Annotated in this window: 20 protein-coding genes; 1 reads left to right on the top strand and 19 read right to left on the bottom strand. The window is 69.1% G+C overall.

Annotated features, from left to right (window positions below):
* Positions 1 to 152: 152 nt before the first annotated feature.
* Positions 153 to 2459 carry an ATP-dependent DNA helicase RecG gene (locus ACH0BZ_RS09350; protein ID WP_406897941.1) on the bottom strand — a complete coding sequence of 769 codons (2307 nt, stop codon included), beginning with the start codon at positions 2457 to 2459 and terminating at the stop codon, positions 153 to 155.
* A gap of 319 nt (positions 2460 to 2778) precedes the next feature.
* On the opposite strand from ACH0BZ_RS09350, the gene ACH0BZ_RS09345 reads away from it, so the two are divergent.
* Positions 2779 to 3147 (top strand): hypothetical protein, encoded by a 369-nt coding sequence (locus tag ACH0BZ_RS09345; protein WP_406897940.1) that lies wholly within the window; start codon positions 2779 to 2781, stop codon positions 3145 to 3147.
* On the opposite strand, the gene ACH0BZ_RS09340 is transcribed toward ACH0BZ_RS09345, so the two are convergent.
* The 18 genes from ACH0BZ_RS09340 to ACH0BZ_RS09255 form a co-directional block, all read right to left on the bottom strand.
* On the bottom strand, positions 3134 to 4480 hold the full coding sequence (locus ACH0BZ_RS09340) for a hypothetical protein (RefSeq protein WP_406897938.1): 1347 nt from the start codon (positions 4478 to 4480) through the stop codon (positions 3134 to 3136). The two genes, ACH0BZ_RS09345 and ACH0BZ_RS09340, sit on opposite strands and share 14 nt — an antisense overlap.
* A 296-nt stretch (positions 4481 to 4776) precedes the next feature.
* Positions 4777 to 5250, bottom strand: coding sequence for an AAA family ATPase (locus ACH0BZ_RS09335; RefSeq protein ID WP_406897936.1), 474 nt, complete (start codon positions 5248 to 5250; stop codon positions 4777 to 4779).
* A gap of 329 nt (positions 5251 to 5579) precedes the next feature.
* A complete protein-coding gene (locus tag ACH0BZ_RS09330) occupies positions 5580 to 6671 on the bottom strand; it encodes a hypothetical protein (protein ID WP_406897935.1) in 1092 nt (363 codons plus the stop codon).
* A 705-nt stretch (positions 6672 to 7376) separates the two neighbouring features.
* The gene (locus tag ACH0BZ_RS09325) at positions 7377 to 8102 is read right to left on the bottom strand and encodes a hypothetical protein (protein WP_406897934.1); all 726 of its coding nucleotides are present in this window, start codon (positions 8100 to 8102) and stop codon (positions 7377 to 7379) included.
* Positions 8092 to 8379, bottom strand: coding sequence for a hypothetical protein (locus ACH0BZ_RS09320; RefSeq protein ID WP_406897932.1), 288 nt, complete (start codon positions 8377 to 8379; stop codon positions 8092 to 8094). The genes ACH0BZ_RS09325 and ACH0BZ_RS09320 overlap by 11 nt, the downstream gene beginning before the upstream one ends.
* Positions 8376 to 8765, bottom strand: coding sequence for a hypothetical protein (locus ACH0BZ_RS09315; protein ID WP_406897930.1), 390 nt, complete (start codon positions 8763 to 8765; stop codon positions 8376 to 8378). The genes ACH0BZ_RS09320 and ACH0BZ_RS09315 overlap by 4 nt, the downstream gene beginning before the upstream one ends.
* Positions 8766 to 8898: 133 nt before the next feature.
* A complete protein-coding gene (locus tag ACH0BZ_RS09310) occupies positions 8899 to 9333 on the bottom strand; it encodes a hypothetical protein (RefSeq protein ID WP_406897928.1) in 435 nt (144 codons plus the stop codon).
* Between the two features lie 5 nt (positions 9334 to 9338).
* The gene (locus ACH0BZ_RS09305; RefSeq protein ID WP_406897926.1) at positions 9339 to 10421 is read right to left on the bottom strand and encodes a ParA family protein; all 1083 of its coding nucleotides are present in this window, start codon (positions 10419 to 10421) and stop codon (positions 9339 to 9341) included.
* A gap of 762 nt (positions 10422 to 11183) precedes the next feature.
* A complete protein-coding gene (locus ACH0BZ_RS09300; protein WP_406897925.1) occupies positions 11184 to 11462 on the bottom strand; it encodes a hypothetical protein in 279 nt (92 codons plus the stop codon).
* Positions 11463 to 11561: 99 nt separating this feature from the next.
* On the bottom strand, positions 11562 to 11798 hold the full coding sequence (locus tag ACH0BZ_RS09295; protein ID WP_406897923.1) for a hypothetical protein: 237 nt from the start codon (positions 11796 to 11798) through the stop codon (positions 11562 to 11564).
* A 129-nt stretch (positions 11799 to 11927) separates the two neighbouring features.
* The gene (locus ACH0BZ_RS09290; RefSeq protein WP_406897922.1) at positions 11928 to 12476 is read right to left on the bottom strand and encodes a DUF6011 domain-containing protein; all 549 of its coding nucleotides are present in this window, start codon (positions 12474 to 12476) and stop codon (positions 11928 to 11930) included.
* 425 nt (positions 12477 to 12901) lie between these two features.
* Positions 12902 to 13321 (bottom strand): hypothetical protein, encoded by a 420-nt coding sequence (locus ACH0BZ_RS09285; protein WP_406897920.1) that lies wholly within the window; start codon positions 13319 to 13321, stop codon positions 12902 to 12904.
* A 16-nt stretch (positions 13322 to 13337) separates the two neighbouring features.
* Positions 13338 to 13646 (bottom strand): hypothetical protein, encoded by a 309-nt coding sequence (locus ACH0BZ_RS09280; protein ID WP_406897919.1) that lies wholly within the window; start codon positions 13644 to 13646, stop codon positions 13338 to 13340.
* 204 nt (positions 13647 to 13850) lie between these two features.
* Positions 13851 to 14048, bottom strand: coding sequence for a hypothetical protein (locus tag ACH0BZ_RS09275; protein WP_406897918.1), 198 nt, complete (start codon positions 14046 to 14048; stop codon positions 13851 to 13853).
* Positions 14049 to 14310: 262 nt separating this feature from the next.
* Complete coding sequence (locus ACH0BZ_RS09270) at positions 14311 to 14664, bottom strand: hypothetical protein (RefSeq protein ID WP_406897917.1); 354 nt, start codon at positions 14662 to 14664, stop codon at positions 14311 to 14313.
* Positions 14665 to 14736: 72 nt separating this feature from the next.
* Positions 14737 to 15012, bottom strand: a complete 276-nt coding sequence (locus ACH0BZ_RS09265; protein ID WP_406897915.1) for a hypothetical protein — start codon at positions 15010 to 15012, stop codon at positions 14737 to 14739.
* Positions 15013 to 15366: 354 nt separating this feature from the next.
* On the bottom strand, positions 15367 to 15612 hold the full coding sequence (locus ACH0BZ_RS09260) for a hypothetical protein (protein ID WP_406897914.1): 246 nt from the start codon (positions 15610 to 15612) through the stop codon (positions 15367 to 15369).
* A 336-nt stretch (positions 15613 to 15948) separates the two neighbouring features.
* On the bottom strand, positions 15949 to 16347 hold the full coding sequence (locus tag ACH0BZ_RS09255; protein ID WP_406897912.1) for a hypothetical protein: 399 nt from the start codon (positions 16345 to 16347) through the stop codon (positions 15949 to 15951).
* Between the last annotated feature and the right edge of the window lie 26 nt (positions 16348 to 16373).

Here is a 16373-nt window from a genome sequence, read left to right as displayed (position 1 = left end):
CCCTCCCCGCAGTGGCCGCTTCCACGGTCAGACTCGAGGACGACTCCATTGTCGAGTCGGGTCATGTCGGTGCGGCACCCGCACACGAACCCGACTTCCCGCCAGGTGCGAACGCGTACCGGACAGCCCCGCCCAGGAGCGGTGGAGCCGGGTCAGCTCTTGGTGAGGTAGTGGGCGTCGTCGCCGAGGGCGAGCTCCACCTCGGTCTTGAGGGCACGGTTGCGCAGCAGCTTCGGATCGCCAGCCAGCACCTCGCGGGCATCAGCGCGGGCCGCCAGGTGGATACGCCCATCACGCAGCAAGTCCGCCACCCGCAGCCCGGCGTCGCGGCCGGCCTGCGCTGTCCCGGTCATCGCACCGGGGCCACGGATCTCCAAGTCCTTCTCCGACAGCACGAACCCGTCGTCGGTGCCGACCATCGCCTCCATACGTGCCTGCCCGTCGGCGTTCTTCGTCTCGGCCACCAGCCAGCACTGGCCGGGGTGCTGTCCACGTCCGACGCGGCCGCGCAGCTGGTGCAGCTGGGCCAGACCGAAGCTGCCGGCGTCCAGGATCACCATCACCGTGGCGTTCGGTACCGACACCCCGACCTCGATCACCGTCGTGGCGACCAGCACGTCCAGCTCGCCGGCCTTGAACGCCGCCATCTGCTCGGCCCGCTCATCGGGATGCTGTTTACCGGTCGCCAGTCCGATGCGCAGTCCCGCGAGGGCACCGGCGCTGAGCTCGTCCGCGGTCTCCTGCGCCGCGGCGGCCTGCTTGGTCTCGGATTCCTTGCCCGACACGACCACGCGCGGGCACACCACGAACGCCTGCCTCCCGGCAGCGACCTGGTCGCGGATCGCTGCCCACGGCCCGGCCGACGGATTGCTGGTGGAGACGGCGTGCTCGAGCCAGCGGGTGTCGATCGGCGAGCGGCCCGGCGGCTTTTCGTCGAGGATCGACACCTCGAGGTCGCCGTACACGCTGATCGCGGCGGTCCGCGGGATCGGGGTGGCGGTGGCCTGCAGGATGTCCGGCACCGCCCCGCCTGCGCCCTTCGCCGCGAGCAGTGCCCGTTGGTCAACGCCGAAGCGGTGCTGTTCGTCGACAAGTCCGAGCCCGAGGCGGGCGAACCGGACCTTGTCGGTGAGCAGGGCGTGGGTGCCGACGACAAGGTGCACGGCGCCGTCTTCCAGGCCGGCCAACACTTCCTTGCGTGGGCGGGGCAGGTTCTTGCTGACCAGCAGGTCCACACGCAGCCCCAACGGTGCCAGCGCCTCGGCCAGCTCCTCGTGGTGCTGGCGGGCCAAGATCTCGGTCGGCGCCAGCAGGGCGGCCTGGTAGCCGCCCTCGATCGCCATCAGCGCCGCGCCGGCCAGGACCATGGTCTTGCCGGCGCCGACGTCACCCTGCAGGAGCCGGTTCATCGGCGAAGCCGCGGTCATGTCGTCGCGGACCTGCGCCAGCGCACGCTTCTGGGCGCCGGTCAGCGGCCACGGCAGCCCGGCAAGCCAGCGGACGGTGAGCTCGCCAGTCGGGGCATGGGCGACCCCAGGTTCGGCGGCCTGAGCGTTGCGCAGCACCCCGAGCGCCAACTGGAGCCGGAACAGCTCGTCGTAGGCCAGCCGGTCGCGGCCACGGTCGGCGGTGGGCTTGTCGTCGGGCACGTGCACCGCGCGCAGCGCGTCGAGCCGTGAGGGCAGGCAACGGCCGGAGACGATGCGGGCCGGCACCGGGTCGTCGAGCTCCGGGATTCGGCGCAGGGCGTCGGTGGCCGCGCGGCGCAGCATCCACGTGTTGACCTCATGCTTGGCCGACTGCCGGTAGATCGCCATGAGCGGGGCGCCAGCGTCGTCCAGCTTCTCGGTCAGCGGCGCCGACATCGAAAGCCGGCCATTGAACTCGCCCACATCGCCCTGCACGATGACCAGGTCACGGGTGCGGAACCGCTCGCGCATCCACATGGCACGGAAGTACATGATCGACACGTCGGTGGTGTTGTCGCCGACGGTCAGCCGAACGTAGGACTTCTCCCAGTTGGTGTCCACCCTCTTCACCCGGGCGATGAACGTCGCTTCGATTCCGGGACGGAGCTCCTGCAGAGCGGTGATCTGGGTGCGGTCCACATACCGCAGCGGCACCCACATCATCAGGTCGTACACGGTGGTGATCCCGGCGCCCTCGAGGCGGTCGCGGGCCTTCTCCCCCACCCCGTCCAGATCCGAGATCGGCACCCCGCGCAGCCCGTCCAGGCTCGCGTCGAACTCCAGCGGACCGCCGGCCCCGGTCTCGGCGAGAACGTCCGCCGCCGCCCGGACGGTCGCCTCCTCCGGCACCGACCAGTCGACCGTCGGGGCCGACTCTCGCACCGTCCCGGTCAACTCCGCCCACGGAGGGAGCTCTGCACGACGGTCCGCCAACGCCCCGGCGCCGGCAGCGGCGAGGGGGAGGAGCCCCACATCCACCCCCAGGCGCATCAGCTGCCTACGGTGACTGCCCAGCTCTGCCAGCAGCGCCGGCGCCAGGCCGGCCGGCCATGGATCCGGCCTCAGCGCCGCCTGCAACGCAGCTGACGCCGTCCCGTCTCGTACCAAAGCTGCAGCGGCAGAGCGCAGTCGCGCCCGCTGCACCGTCGTCAGCATCATCGACGCGCCCCTCCCCCGCTCGTCTCGGAACCTCCGCGATTCTGGCTGGCTACGACCGTAAACCGCGCCTGTGACACCTGTGGCACACCTGCCGTCCAGTCCCCGGCTGCGGTGACGCCGCACCGGCACGGCCCGCCCATACGCTGCAAGCATGCCCACCCACACCGATGCCGGACGCTTGCCCGTCTGGGTGCGCAGCGTGACCGCGACCCCAGCTCTTCGCCAGGCATGCGCCGACTTCCAGCTCACCAGCCGGGCGCTGCTGCTGGTCAGCGCCACCCACCACCCGGATGCGGTGCTCACCGCCGCCGCCCACTACGGAGTCCCGCAGCCCGCCGGTTCCGTCCAGGGCATGACGCAGGCGTACGCGGCGTCGTTGTGCGACTTCGCCCGCCAGTACCCCGACCATCTCCTTGCCCGACCAGGCACCGGACTGCCGGTGACCGTGACCGACCCCAGCACTGGCGCGACGATCGTTCCGTGGGCGGATCTTGGCCCCCTGCAGCTCAACGACCGGTGAACGCGTCGGACCCGGTGACCGCGTCGGCAAGGGCGAGGATCGCCTTACGGGTCCGCGGGCTGATCGAGTCGTAGTCGATCTCCAGGCCGCCCTCTACAGCTGGGTCGAACGGCAGCGACACCACGCGACGGGCGATGCCTTCGGTGAAATACTTCGCGATCCGGTCTGGCTTAGCGTTGGTCCGCGGCGACCGTGACGTCACCACCACGATCAGGTCATCGAGCAGAGCCTCCAAGTGCTCGTCGTCAGTCTCCCGCAGGCGCTTCTTGAGCCAGTTGACCATCCAAACCGCAGCGTTAGCCCCATCGACTCCCTCGGCTACCAGCACCAGCAGGTCCGCCTCATCGAGCAGGGCCGGCAGCATGCCGTTCTCCCCGGCCGCGGCCGCAGTCGTGATGTCGCCGGGGGTGTCGCTCAAGATCAGCTGGTAGTGCCGACGGAGTTCGTCCATCAGCCGGCGGTAGTCGTCGCCGGTGATCGGCCGCTCCGGACGGTCCGTCTTCGCCCCCAGCACCTCCAGGCCGGTATCGCCTTTGGCGGTGTGCTCGCGGACGTTGGCGTACGCCGTCACGTGTTCGAGCTGGTCCAGGAGAGAAACCACGGTGCCGCGGCCTTCCTTCGGGCACCGGGTGGACAGGTTCCCTCCGGTCGGCGAGGCGTCTACTGCCAGTACACGGTCCTTACGGACCGAGGCGAACACCATCCCCAGCAGTGCGGTCACGACGGTCTTGCCGACGCCGCCCTTCTTTCCCAACACGACCACGTTGAGAGGTCGGATCGTGTCCCGGCGGGCAGACGACTCGTGAGCCTTGGTCTCGTCCGGTTCCCCAGCCAGGAACCGCTTCATGCGGGCCAGCGGCCCCTGCTTGACCGGAGCCGTGTCCATCTTGTGGCGCCGCTCCGACGGTTTGGCCGGCCGGCGCGCTTCCGCCGACGTCCGATAGGTGCGCGCCGGCTCGGACGTGGCCGTCTCGCGGTTGCGGCGCAGCACCACCGTCATCGAGTCGTCCGGGTCCTCCTCGTCCTCGTCGCCGCCCACCGCAGGAGCAGGCTGCGCCGGCACCGGGAAGGCCGGCATGGCTGACTGCCCACCGGCCGGTGACGGGCCGAGGTCGTAACCGACCGGAGCGGGCGGTGCCTCTCGAGGAGGGACGGGGTGATCCCAGAAACCGTCGTCGAAGTCATCGGGTGCGAGCTCGGCGGCAACAGCGTCGGGCGGGGCCCCCTCCTCGGGCCCCTCAGCAGTGGCCACCTCCGACGCGGACGTGTCGTCGAGCTCGACGGCGTCTGCCGAATCTGTACCGGACAGCGCCCCCCGGGTCTCCGGCTCCACGCTCTGCTTCGGGCCACTTTCCTCCGCGACCGGAGACGTGGGTGTGAGCGGCCGGGCCGGCGGCGGCGGCTGGTCCTCCACAGGCGCGGCGGCCCACGGGTCGTTCAGCTCCTCGAAACCGTCGTCGTCGGCCGAAACCGCAGCGTCATCGAGCTCGTCGTCACCGTCGGCAGGCCCGGCGGGTACCGCTCCCCTGGCCAGGTCATCGTCAGTGACCTCCCATGGCTTCGGCGTCATCAAGCCTCCTTCGCAGTCATCGGCTCCTGTGTCCCATCTTCCCTGTGAGGCATGCCGGGCTACCTGCCGGCAGGCTTGCTCGTCTGGCGGGCCCAGTTCTCGTGCCGGTCTCCCGTCCTGCGGTCAACGGCGCCGGTCGTGCAGATCGCCGTCCAGGACCGGAGTCGTGATGCCGCCTGCTGTCCCATCCAGTCGGTCAGCCCGGAGTCCTTGACCCACGACTGCCGGTTCGAGGTGCCCACCACCAGCATCGACCGGGGCTGGGCCGAGATCAGGTCGGCGAGCATCTTCCAACCCGACTGGATTTGGTCGCGGTGGCGGGCTGCCACCCCAATGTCGTCGACCAGCAGGAGCGCCGCTCCGTCCACCCACCTGCGGAATGTTTCCTCCATTTGCCAGGTGGCGACCTGGGGCCCCATGAGCTCGGCTTCCGAGGCCACACGGATCCTGTCGCCGAACCCGAGGTCGGCTACTGCGTTGGCCACCGCGAACGCTGCCCATGTCTTCCCGATCCCGGTCGGCCCGCACAGCATGAGCCCAGACCGGCTTCGTGGTCGTGCGGGGTCTTTCCAGGTGTCGAGAGCGTCACGCGCCCGCACTTGCCACGTTTCTTGCGAATGGGGATCCAGGACGGCTGTGTCCAGGCCGGCGGCGGCGTCGAACGCTGCGGCCCGCTCGGACCACCGTTGGCGGGATCTGTCTGCCAGCATCCGCAGTATCCGCTGCTCACTCGGATCTTCGTTCTCTCTGCAGTCACGACACACCACGTGGTCCCGCCACTGTGGGACCGCTTCCACGGTGGCCCGGGTCCGGTGGACGGTGGCCCCACATCGAACACACTCGGCGCTCACGATTGGCGTGTTCACAGTGTCCCTCTCAGATCGTCGTCGGCATAGTCTCCGGCCTGATCTGCGGCTGCGGCGTTGGTCCCGGCCACTCCCCCACCTGCCCGCGGTCCACTACGCATGTCGAGTAGCGCTTTGCGGGCCTTGTCGGGCCTGGGGAAGTCGAGACCGTCGGTGTAGTAGCGCAGGCGTCCCGCCTCGGGGTCGCACATCCACAGAACGGTGGCTTTGATGTCCTCGCAGGTGAGGGCCGGTTCGCCGTCGGCTCCGGTGAGGGCTGAGTGCAGGCGACTCGGTGTTCTGGCGGTGACCTCGACGTGCCTGTCAAGTGCTCGGGAGAGGTACCAGGACCACCCTTCCGCCAGTTCACGAACCTGCTCACGAAGCGCGTCGTCGGTGATGTTTTCCAGGCTGAATCCGTGCCCGGCGGCCATCCAGTCCCCGCGCATCGAGCGGAAGGTGCTCGGGCGTGGGACGCCTTTCAGGTTCGCTCTCCAGTGAGGTTTCGCGGCCAGGCACCAGCGCACGATCTGCACGATCGTTTCGGCCGTGTCGTCGCCGTCTCCGAGGATCGACAGAGCGTTCTTCCTCGAGGTCACGGTGGCCGCGCACCGCTGGTGGCCCGCCGCGTTTACGGCATCTACGAGCGCTGCAACGACAGCGTCGACCTCGTCCAGGTGTGCTGCTTTCGGGCCTGAGCTGAGCCGGTATTCCGCGAGCAGTTGCAGCCACGGTCCGTAGCGATACCCCCCGTCTGCTCGACGGGTGTGGTCGCCACCCCGGCGCGCCGGCTGCGCCACAGGCCGGTGGCACTCGCGCCAGTACGGGGTGGGGCAATTCGGGGACCACGCCCACTCGAGTGCGGCGACCGCGTCAGTGCCCGCTGCGGCTTCGACCAGGGCGGTGGACCACTCCTCGAGCGACGTGTTCAGTGCCGCCTCGACGCCCGGGTGGGTATCGCGCAGCCAGTCGGCCAGTGCTCGGGAGCTCGTGGTGCCGTGCGGCTCGGGTTCCGAGCCCTGGCCGGTCGTGTCGGCCAGGAGTGGGCGCAGGAGCTCCACGACGCGATGAGCGATCGCGTTGATGTCATCCTCGTCCAACGAGCCCATGCGGCTGCCTCCATTCGTCGCGGAGTGTCGATTCCTGGCCCCTGTGTGCCCCTGTGAGCCCCTGGGGGCGGTTTTGTGGGGCTGGGGTCACTCGGGGCCACGAAAAGGCGCTCAGGCCGCCCTGGCGCCTCTGGCGGGTCGATCTGAGCTTCGCAGGGGCAGCCGGGCGTGTGGTGTTGGCGCGTACCAGGTGGTCATGTCGGCCCACAGTGGCGGCGCTGCCGGCATGCCGATCTCGCAAAGTCGTGACGGGGGGTGTCTCGAGGGGGGCGAGCCGACAGGCGAGCCCTCGGGGCGGCGGCTTGTCCGCCGCTCGTCCGCGATCCCCTCCCCCACACCCCCACCCACCTACAGCAACCACTAGGAAATCTAGTTTGTAATTTCTAATTTCGCGCGCGCCCGCGAGGTTCGACATCCCTTTCGGAAACCGCTTCGGCAAGGGTTTCCGAAAGGGTTTCCGAAAGGGTTTCGATACCCTTTCGCCTAACCCTTCTGTCAGCATCGTGACCAGCCACTATGAGTGACCGTTGACGTGTGCCGTCGGACGCGCGTCGCCGGCTGTGCGTCCCGGACGCATGTCCGGTTGGGCCAAATTGGGGTGTTACGCATGTGAAAGCGATACCCTTTCGGAACCCCTTCCGAAACCCTTACCGCAATGGGTATCACCAGCGATTTCAGGGCTCGGAAGAGTGGGGCGTGTGACGGCTAGTTGGCCCGCAATCCGCCCCGCAGCGGCTGGACCGTCGGGCCGTGCACGGCCATGCGGAACGTCTCTGCGATCGAGGGTTCGATGCAGACCCAGTTCCGCTTGTCGAGCTCCGGGAGTGACTGCTCGAACGCTCTCGTCGCCATGATCTGTTCGACCATCGTCGGGTTGGGCTCCTTGACCGATCCGGTGATCGTCTCGGCCGGCGGCAGCTCCTTGCCGGTCAGCTCTCCCCAGATCAGCGACAGGGCCTCGTAGTGGGCATCCCGGCCGCGAGCATAGGTGCGGCCTGACGACTGCTTCTTGCCCTGCACTGGAGGGGATACCTGGATACTCGCGATGTCCTTGCGCAGCAGCTCGGAGGCGATCACGGTGCGGAACAGGGGCGAGCCGACCTGGACCTGCAGCGGGTACAGGCACGCCTTGAGGTAGTTCGGGGTGTCGAACGTGCGGTGCCGCACCCAGGAGCGGATGAGGACGTCGTGGTGGTCGCGCACGATCTTGCCCTTGGCTTCGAGTCCGTCCAGTAGCTTGGTCACCTCGCTCTCTGACGAGCCGGGCAACTCTCCCCACTCGAAGCGGCGGTAGATCGTCCCCACGGGCGTAGTGGCCTTGCTGGTGATCAGCAGGGCCATCAAACCGATCTCCGAGAGGCTGCAGTTGGCCATGTCCGCCTCGAAGCTCTTGGTCATGGTGACGAACCCTTCGGTGCCCTTACGCGCCATGTCCGTCCACCCCCTCGGTGACCGGCGCCCACTGCTGGCGGGTTCCGGTGATGAGGCCGTTTGCGGCGAGCTCTTCCCAGGCCTGGTCCGCGGTGACCGGGCGTGCACCGGACCCGAGGTGGGACCGCAGGACCTGGGGCTCCATGGGGATGTCCGCCTCGCTCAGCGGTGAGCCGGTTGCGCTGTAGCGGCCGATGGCTCGGGCAAGAAGTGCTCCGGCGGCGACGGTGAGCATCGCCGGCTGCGGGGCAACCTGGGGGTGCAGAACGCCCGTCATGCCACTCCCCTCCCCTGCAGTTCGCCGGCGCCGTATCCGCCGAGGTGTTCGGCGGCCGCGGCCGCGCTTCCGTGCGTGTCGACGAGGTAGGCCAGCGCTGCGCGAACGATGACGTGACGCGACGGCGGGTCCTGCCCCTCGTGGGTGTGGGCGGCCACCAGTCCGTCGACGATGTCGAGGACATCGCCGCGTAGCGCGATGAGGACGCGGCAGGTGCTCGGCTGGCGGCCGAGGTAGCCGGCCAGCGGCCGAGGGTGTGAAGTGTGTGCGTGTGCTGCGGCCAGCAGTGCCTGAGTGGCGGTCCATACGGCGGTGCGCTCGCAGCGCTCCATGATCGTTGCCAACTCGTGTGCACGCTGGTCCGTCAGCCTGACGGTCACAGCCATGGGGTGTGCCTTTCTGCGTGTCGTTCGTGCGGTTCTCCGATGAGCGTCATCCTTACATGACGCACTGGGAGATGCCGAACATTCGCGGCACGTCGGCGAGCCTGGCCCCGGCTCGCTGCCCCTAGCTGCAGGTTTATTGGTTCCGGCGGAGGTTCGCCGGGAGGTACTGCGGAAGTCGCGCGTTCAGGCTGCGCGGATCATTGCCGTCTTTGATGCTCTTCTCGAGCGAATCGAGACCGTACGCGAGCAAGCAGGCGACGAAAGCGTTCTCGCTCATGGTCTGGCTGTAGTCGAACATCCGGCGGCCGGTCTGGTCGTCCATGAGCCACCTGGCCTTGACCTCGAGGATCCGCTTGGACAGCTCGGGCGTGAACGTGTAGTGCCGGCGTTTGGGCTTGCCCGCCGCCTTGGCGGGCTTGGCCGTCGCCGGGGCGGCGGCCTCGGCGGCCGTCGGCGGGTCCGGCTCGTCCGGGACGGGAGTCAGTGGCGTGTTGCGAACGCTTTCGCGCGAGGGGACGAAGTCCTTGAGGTCGTCCTTAGGGGGCTGTGCTCCGAGTGCCTTACCCATGGTGATCAGTTCTCCTCTGTGGTGGGTGCATCGGTCGAGTCATTGCCGTCGTCTTCGCGCTCGAAGTAGCGGTCTCCTTCGCGAGGCGCGTGCTGGACGCCGACGCCCGAGAGCAGGAGTTCCTTGGGGTACTCCCCCATCTCGGTGTTGGTGATTGCGGTGACGATCTCGTCGGCCCGGTCGTCCCCGATGACATCTCGAACGATCGCGATGGCGATGGCCGAGTACGCGGCCACGGCGTCCATGCTGCGAGTCCTGTTGGTGATCGAGTCGCGCCAGGCTCCTCTGCGAGCCAGTGGTGCCCGGGCGCGATTGGCGTTCCCCACCGCCGACCGGGACGGGACAGGCAGTCCGATCCACTGGGTCTCCGGTCCGAGATATTCAGACAGCACCTGAGTCGCTGCGTGGACGACGTCTCGGTGCTCGATCCGATTCCGCTCGTAGCGGCTCGTGACGGCTCCGATGACATTGAAGTCGAGCCCTCCTTCTGCTGCATCGAGTGCACGGAACAGGGTCCGGGAGAATCCGCGCAGACCCTGCGACTCGGGCAGGAGCGCCAACACCAGGTGTCGAGCCGCTTGGAGGGCGAGGTCGACGACAACGCTGTCCGCGCCGGGGATGTCCACGAGGACGATGTCGTAGTTGTCCTCGACGAACCCGTCTCGGCTCAGGGAGCGCTTGAGTCGACGCAAAGAGGCCGGGTCCTGGCGTCCGACGCTTTCGGAAGTGCCGGCTGAGGCTGGGATGATGTGCACGCATCCGCCGGGGATGAGGGCTCCTCCCTCGGCGAAGATGGTGCCCTCGTCCGGCTGCCAGGCGGCCGGGCTGCGGACGCAGGTCTTCTGGTCGATGTCGGGGTAGTCAAGGAACTCGACGAGTCCGGGGCCGTCGTCACTCGCGTCGAGGATGGTGGACAGCCCGGCGATGGCGTCCAGGTCGATGACCAGGACGCGTAGTCCGTACTGGGCCAGCGGGTAGGCCACGTGCGCAGTCAACGTCGTCTTCCCGATGCCGCCTTTGGCGGCAGCGAGCGTGACAGTGCGGGCGCGGGCCACGTCGGGCCCTGGGTTAACGACCAGCTCAGGCACTGTTTGGGCTCCTTCCAGGGGTGGTGTTTGTCCACCGTAGCAGGCCCCTATGCCGGTAACGGTGCTGGTGACGGGTGCGTCACCAGATGGGCCGGTGGTGCGCGCGGTGGATATGGCGCGGGCGGTGCGGCAGGTGGGGGCGTCACCACTGGTGCGTCAGGGGCAGTAGACGCATACAGCCCCGGTGGGGCTGGTGCTGCCAATGGGGCCTTTTGTGTGCATGGTGTGCGCGGTGTGTCTGGCGGTATTCGCCCCGCTGGTGTGGGTGGTGCGTTAGGTGCTCTAGGGGTGAGCGGGGTCATTGCCACCACAGGTGTGAGCGGCACCGCTGGTGCAAGTGGGGTACCAGCCGGGTGTGGTGGCTATGCAGTCAACGTCACCTGTGGTGACGGTCCCACCTGCGGTGTTATAGGCACCAATGGCACCATAGACACCGTTGGTGTGTGTGGGGTGCATGGTGGGTATTGCGGCTGTGGGGCCTGTTGCGGTAGAGGCCCCTGCGGGGCCTGCGGTGTGTACGGGGTGGCACGCCCCTGTGGGGCTGGCGGGGGCGCTGGTGGGTGGGGCACCTATCGCCCCTCGGGCGCGACCGTCTAGACATCGTGGTGGCGCGGAGGGCTCCCGAAGGGCGCAGGGGGCACATTTTGCAGGCCCGTCACCAGCGGAAACGCCCTCAGTGCCGTTCTGGGGGCCTGTGGACGCTGCACGGGGCCCGGGTGCGGCCGGTGGGGAGTTCGAGCGGCAGCGGGGCGCCGCGGGCTGTCAGCGGGCCGTGCAGTGCGAGCTGTTTCCCCTGTCCAGAAGGGGCGAGGGGTCGAGGATCGTGCGCAGCAGGCGGAGCCCGATGGCGACGTACAGGACGACCACTACTCCCAGGAGCATCGGCGCGTGCTCCCGGAGAGGGGGCGCAACGGTCGTCAGGGCCGCGGTGACCGCGATCAGGGTCAGGAACGGTCGCAGGGCCGCCCGGTCGAGCTCATCGCTGCTCGGAGGGCGGCGTGGGGGAGTGGCGGTGTGAGCGGGACGCTGCAGGACGTGCATGGCGGGCCTTTCGCCGGGGGGTCGTGTGGTTCACGACCAGTCCAGCGGCAAGGGCCGCGGGTGCAGCAAAGCCGACGAGCGAGCAGGAAAGTGGGCCGGTCAGGGCGCTTCGTCGGTCGGGGGTTTGGTGAGGAACCACAGGCCGACGCCGATCCCTGCGCAGATGCCGGCTGCGGTGAAGAGCAGGGAGTGCCGCAGCGTGGCGTAGATGGCCAGAAAGACCAGGCAGAGTCCGAGTGCGGCAGAGATCGCGATGACGGTGTTGGCCGTGCGCGCGTACTGGTATTTCTCGCCCTCCTTGTCGGAAGGGAACCGGAGGAAATCGTTGCGGGCCACGTCGAGTCTCCTACTCACGGGTGCTGCTGTCGCTGGTCAGGATACGGGCGCTCCATGCCGTGCTCGGACAGCGTGGACCAGGCGTGAGGGCGCCGCCCGCCGTCGGGTGGTGGGCGGCGCCTGTCGGGGCTAGGTGAGCCGTGATCGGCAGATGGGGCCGAGACCGACGGTTCGGGACGTCTCGTCGGTCAACGTGCGGCCGCAGGCGCCACAGACCCCGATCTCGCGGCCGTAGCGAGCCAGTGCGGCGGGGTCTGAGGCGATGGCTGCGAGAACGTCCGCCCGGGCGCGAGGGTTCTTGATGGCGTAGTGGCTGTCGCCGGCCAGCTCGGTCACGAAGGTGTACCCGGACCAGCGTCCGGCATCGGGGGTGTCCACCCGGAAGAAGCGCAGCTTCCCTGCGAGGGTGACCGCGTAGCGGCCGGCGGCCACCGTCGGGCGCGAGGGCGCAGTGGAGGAGCTGGCGCGGCGGGCGGCTCGCCTCTCTGTGGCCGCGCGGCGCTTCTCGGCGATGAGCATGTCGATGCACTCCGACGCCTGGGCGCTGGAGCCAGACCTGACGTCCTCGACGGTGATGCCGGTATCGCTGAGTCCGACCTCGGCGAGTTCTGCGAGAAGGTCGGAGATCAGTGCGATCTGCCTGGCGCCGGCGGGACGTGAGCTGCGTGTGGCGTACATGGTGACCTCCTGAGGTCCTGGAGTCGGTGTGCCACCACTATCGGCCCCGCGATAGCGAGTGCAGCAGATCAGCAACCATGCAGGTAGGAGCACGATTTCAGGAAGGCGTGAAAGGGTATCGCAGACGGGTATGACGTAACCCCCGCCGGTAAGGGGTAGCGGTAACGGGAACGAATAACCAATACAGGTAAGGGGTGGCGTATCCGTACCAGGTAAGGGGAACAGGTAGGCGCTACAGGTAAGGGGTCCGCGAAGGTCTCTGGTGTAGCCCCTCCCGATAGGCTGTCCGAAGGGGTATCAGGGAAGGGTTACCGACACTGCGATGTGGTCGGACAGGGCAGCACTACGACCTCGAGATCACGCTCCGCGGTGTTCACCATGTCCCGCCGCGGAGGGCGCCGCTCAGGGTGCCGACGTCGAAGTGGCTACAGCTCGACGCCCAGGGCCTCGGCGGCGTCCGCGCTGGCCTTCTCATACGCGAGGCGAGCTTGCTTCCCAGCGGCGACGGCGCGCTCGATCACGCTCTCCGGCCACCGGCGCCACCACCTGCCGTCCATCTCGTCGACGATGGCGGCGGCGCGGGCAGCGTGAGCAGCGCACGCCGCCGCACGGTTCTCGACGTGTTCGGCTCGGAGCGGGCCGGCGGAGATGGCTGCCGCCGCGGCCGACTCGTCCTCGAGGATGCCCAGCAGCCGGCTGCAGTTCTCCTCACTCAGGCGTGCCCTGCCCGGGTGCCAGGCCCGGAACTCTGCCACGGTCCCGTCGTAGGGGATCCGCCAACGGGAGGCGTGACGCGCCAGGAAGAGCGAACGCTCGTCGTCGTGGGTGCGTGTGGTGGCACACATGGGGTCCTCCTGGGGGCTACTGGCCAGCCGGTTCGCGCAGCCAGATCGTGCGACCGTCGGGGTGGCGGAATCCGGCGATGGACTCCACGTCCCAGCCGAGGGCGCCGATGATGCGGCGGAAGGTGTCGTTGTTGGCGACGGTGTATCCGTCGATGATGCTGACGCCGACGACCAGGTGCTCGTCGTCGTAGGGCTGGGGCGCCTTGGCGCTGATGCAGCCAATGCCGTCCTGGCGGCGGCTGCCGGTGAAGACGACGGTGTAGCCGCCGGCGGGGCCGTGCACGGTGGTCTCGGTCGGGCTGGTGGGGGAGAGGATCGTGTCCATGGTGTCCTCCTGGTCTGGCGGGCCGGTGGTGTTGTCACTGTCCCTCCGCCGGGGCGTGGTGCAGCAGTTCGCAGCGGCCACCGGCGCCGCTGTGGCAGACATTCGAGACAGAAAGCCGCCGCCTGGCCCGCCGGCCGGCCAGCGGTGCGGCCGCATCGCGCAACAGTCAGGCTTGTGCGCCTCGGAGGTGCGGGCGTGAGCCGGTCACCAGGTGCGGTGCCGTCGGATCGACTCCCGGAACTGCTCATCGGTCACCGCCGGGACCCACTGGGTGCCGTTCTTCCTGGTCCAGCACTCGGCGGCGATGGCGTCGAAGTCGTAGTCGGCGAGCAGGGGCCCCGCCTGCGTGAGCGTGCGGGCGATCTCGGTGTCGATGTCACTTCGGGAGGTGAGGGTTCTCATGGCCTGGTCCCTTCTCGGGCCCTGTAGGGGTGGGTGAGGCCAGTATTCACCCGACGCATGCCGCCGCGGTCTCAGCGTGATCGCGCAGCTCAAAGCCGCACGACGAGGTGGACAGAACTGGCAGCTGTCTCCCGCGGGAGACAGCTGTGGCCGCGCGGCGCTTGCTCCCGCACTCCTGCATGAACAGGGTGGCCCCGGGTGCGCCGACCGGAACGGCGCCGGCCCCCGGTGGTGCGGGGCGGCACCGTTCCGGTCGTGCGGGTTAGTGGGCGGGCTCAGGTGCCCAGAGGTCGTGCCAGTTGTTCCGGGGGCGCCCGCTGTAGGGAACGGCCGCCCCGACGTGGACGACGGGAAGGCGCAGGTAGGGGACCCCGTCTAGACGTTCGTAGGTAGCCCTCGCGGTGCGCTCGTTGGCGACGCGGTAGGCGTGGAGCCTGATGTTGCGCCTGACCCGCTGGTCCAGGGGCAGTCGGTCGCTGAACTTGTCGAGTTCGGGGATGCCGTCGAAGACCTGCCCGAACGTCGTGTAGATGCGGACCGGGGTGCCCGTGCGGGCGGCGTCGCTGATCGTGATGAACGCTTCGGTTCCGCAGATTTCGGGGTCGTTCTCGATCATGGCTGGAGTTCCTTTCGTCCAGGTGGCGGGTTCCAGCCTCGCCGCTGGGCGTGCCGGTACGGCACCTCAGCATCACCAGCGGTGCGACTGCTGCCCATCGACCCAGGTCATGCCGAGGATCGCGGCCGGGGCCAGGTACAGTTCCGGCTCATCCTCGTTCACCCGGTACGCCGTGTCAGCGCTACGCGTCTCGGCGTACGGGTAGAGCGTGATCATGCCGGTGGCGGGGTCCACCTTGGGGATGCCGTCGAACGTGCCGAACGAGGTGAACACCCGCACCGGCATCGACTCGGTCGCGGCGTATCGGAACCGCAGGTGGAGGGGGTTGAGGGCGACGTTCTGGTTCATGGCAGGGTCCTCTCGGTCGGTGGATGTCGGTGACGGTGTGAACGATGCCGTGCTCCCTGCCCGATGCAGCAGGCCTGATCGCCCTTGTTGTGCCGCCTCCAGGGAAGGGGCACCCGACCCCGCTGGGGCCGTCGCGGACAGCCCGGGGCGGTCGGGAAGTGGGAGTTCTCGTGGCCTCCATCCCGGCGGTGGCGCACCCGGAGCCAGTTACGGCGTCGAGGGCGCAGCCAGCGGCCCCGTACGGGCCTCCCGGGCAGCCCTCTGCGCCCCGCTGCGGTGACCGAGGGAGGGGAGTGGCAAAGAGACGCGCCCCACCGCCTGCGGGGCGGTGGGGCGCTCGACAGGGCCGGCCGATCACGCAGGGATCAGCGGCGCGACCGGGGCGGAAGCGACGGTGACCTGGGCGACGGAGTCCTGCTCCATGAGGGCCTGCGCGGCAGCCATGGCGTCGTCGTCATCGACGTTGAGCACGGCGAGCGTGTCCTCGACGAGGGTGTAGACCACCTCGTCGGAGGCGACGACCGCGGTGACCGTGTGCCACAGGTCGAAGGTCTCCGCGAAGGAGCCGGTGGTGCGGATGATGATCTCGGTGCGGGCCATGGTGTTCCCCCTTGGGTTGGTGTTGGTGGTGTGCCTCCACGTTCTCGCCCCCCACCTCGGGTGCAGTAGTTGTCGCCCGCCGGTGACCTCCACGACGGCGCGGTCAGGGGAACCGAGACCCCAGGTGTCTGCCGGCGGCGTCCGTGAGCGAGGCCAGCGACGCCGTCGGTCCCATGTGGGCCTCCTCAGGGTTGAGGTGGACGGTGCAGGTTGATCGTGGCGGCCGGCTCCGCGTATTCGGCACGGTCACGGGCACCGACCGGCGTTGCCAGGCAGGGGGCTGGCGGACAGGGAGCGGCATAGCCTGGCCGCGCGGCAGCAGGCGGAGTGTCCGGTTCACGCGCGGCGCCAGCGGTCGCAGTGCATCTCGGCGGCGTGGAACGCAGCCACGGCCCGGCCAGCGGCCTTCCGGGCCCGGTCGGCGGGATGGGGGTCCGGCCAGCGTCCCTTCATGGCCACGGCGATGGTGGCCGCGCGGGCAGCGGCGGTGCTGGCCTGCCGCCCCGCGGTCAAGGCCTCGCGGGCGCTGGTGGCGGCCGCTGCCCGCGCGGCCTGATCCTGGGCGACGTCGGCGAACACGTCGGCGGCATCGGCCAGGTAGTCGGCCTGCTCGGCGCTCAGCGTCGCCGGGGCGGGGTAGTGGGAGCGCAGGTGTCGGCGCGTGGCGCGGGCGTCGCTGTCGAAGTCGGACCACGAGTAGTGCTGGAGCGGCCCCTGGGTGGTGGATTGGTACATGGTCGTCTCCTCGTGACGGCGGGGGA

The sequence above is a fragment of the Dietzia sp. 179-F 9C3 NHS genome, from assembly GCF_045369825.1.
GTDB lineage: Bacteria > Actinomycetota > Actinomycetes > Mycobacteriales > Mycobacteriaceae > Dietzia.
Note: the sequence above shows the minus strand (reverse complement) of the source record. Positions and strands in the feature narration are given on the sequence as shown.

Excerpts from the sequence above, each read along its gene's own strand:
- ACH0BZ_RS09270 (WP_406897917.1), bottom strand. The coding sequence starts at position 14,664 with ATGATCGAGAACGACCCCGAAATCTGCGGAACCGAAGCGTTCATCACG.
- ACH0BZ_RS09300 (WP_406897925.1), bottom strand. The coding sequence starts at position 11,462 with ATGCACGTCCTGCAGCGTCCCGCTCACACCGCCACTCCCCCACGCCGC.
- ACH0BZ_RS09325 (WP_406897934.1), bottom strand. The coding sequence starts at position 8,102 with ATGGCGCGTAAGGGCACCGAAGGGTTCGTCACCATGACCAAGAGCTTC.
- ACH0BZ_RS09315 (WP_406897930.1), bottom strand. The coding sequence starts at position 8,765 with ATGGCTGTGACCGTCAGGCTGACGGACCAGCGTGCACACGAGTTGGCA.
- ACH0BZ_RS09265 (WP_406897915.1), bottom strand. The coding sequence starts at position 15,012 with ATGAACCAGAACGTCGCCCTCAACCCCCTCCACCTGCGGTTCCGATAC.
- ACH0BZ_RS09290 (WP_406897922.1), bottom strand. The coding sequence starts at position 12,476 with ATGTACGCCACACGCAGCTCACGTCCCGCCGGCGCCAGGCAGATCGCA.
- ACH0BZ_RS09260 (WP_406897914.1), bottom strand. The coding sequence starts at position 15,612 with ATGGCCCGCACCGAGATCATCATCCGCACCACCGGCTCCTTCGCGGAG.
- ACH0BZ_RS09330 (WP_406897935.1), bottom strand. The coding sequence starts at position 6,671 with ATGGGCTCGTTGGACGAGGATGACATCAACGCGATCGCTCATCGCGTC.
- ACH0BZ_RS09320 (WP_406897932.1), bottom strand. The coding sequence starts at position 8,379 with ATGACGGGCGTTCTGCACCCCCAGGTTGCCCCGCAGCCGGCGATGCTC.
- ACH0BZ_RS09310 (WP_406897928.1), bottom strand. The coding sequence starts at position 9,333 with ATGGGTAAGGCACTCGGAGCACAGCCCCCTAAGGACGACCTCAAGGAC.
- ACH0BZ_RS09285 (WP_406897920.1), bottom strand. The coding sequence starts at position 13,321 with ATGTGTGCCACCACACGCACCCACGACGACGAGCGTTCGCTCTTCCTG.
- ACH0BZ_RS09275 (WP_406897918.1), bottom strand. The coding sequence starts at position 14,048 with ATGAGAACCCTCACCTCCCGAAGTGACATCGACACCGAGATCGCCCGC.
- ACH0BZ_RS09335 (WP_406897936.1), bottom strand. The coding sequence starts at position 5,250 with ATGCTGTGCGGGCCGACCGGGATCGGGAAGACATGGGCAGCGTTCGCG.
- ACH0BZ_RS09345 (WP_406897940.1), top strand. The coding sequence starts at position 2,779 with ATGCCCACCCACACCGATGCCGGACGCTTGCCCGTCTGGGTGCGCAGC.
- ACH0BZ_RS09280 (WP_406897919.1), bottom strand. The coding sequence starts at position 13,646 with ATGGACACGATCCTCTCCCCCACCAGCCCGACCGAGACCACCGTGCAC.
- ACH0BZ_RS09255 (WP_406897912.1), bottom strand. The coding sequence starts at position 16,347 with ATGTACCAATCCACCACCCAGGGGCCGCTCCAGCACTACTCGTGGTCC.
- ACH0BZ_RS09350 (WP_406897941.1), bottom strand. The coding sequence starts at position 2,459 with ATGCGCCTGGGGGTGGATGTGGGGCTCCTCCCCCTCGCCGCTGCCGGC.